We start from the raw sequence: 528 nt of genomic DNA on the forward strand, positions 1-528 counted from the left end.
CTCGCCCTGCTCCGCTCCCGCGAACAGGCCCGCACCCGCTGGCCGCACTCCGAGCTGCCCGTCTGAACCACCGTCCGCAACCGCCGTCCACGACCGCCGTCCTGAGCTGCCGGACACCGCCCGTCCGGCAGCTCAGGCCGCGGGCCGCTCCAGGACGAACTCCAGCTCCCGGTCGTCCGGCTTGCCGGCCATCGGCACCACCACCCCGCTCGGCGCGAAGCCCACCTTCCGGTAGAAGCCCTGCGCCCGCTCGTTGTCCTCGTGCACGATCAGCCGCACCCGCTCCACACCGGTCTCCCACGACCAGGCCAGCGCCGCCGCGAAGATCCGCTCGGTCAGCCCGCGCCCGCGGAACTCGGGCCGGACGAACACCCCGACCACATGTCCCTGCCGCCGCTCGACCGGGAACCCCGCCCAGTCCGTCGTACCGGCCTCCTCGACCAGCACGGTCACGGTCCCCGCCCACACTCCGCCGGGCCCGACGGCGACGATCTGCCGCGCCCCGGCCGCCCCCTCGGCCGCCCCCGC

General features: G+C 75.8%; 1 protein-coding gene. It reads right to left on the bottom strand.

The features are described from left to right. Positions 1-132: 132 nt before the first annotated feature. The coding region (locus tag CCN42_RS40585; protein WP_086742069.1) for a GNAT family N-acetyltransferase at positions 133-528 on the bottom strand (396 nt) is incomplete at its 5' end.

Source organism: Streptomyces glaucescens, from assembly GCF_002154375.1.
GTDB classification, from domain to species: Bacteria; Actinomycetota; Actinomycetes; order Streptomycetales; family Streptomycetaceae; genus Streptomyces; species Streptomyces glaucescens.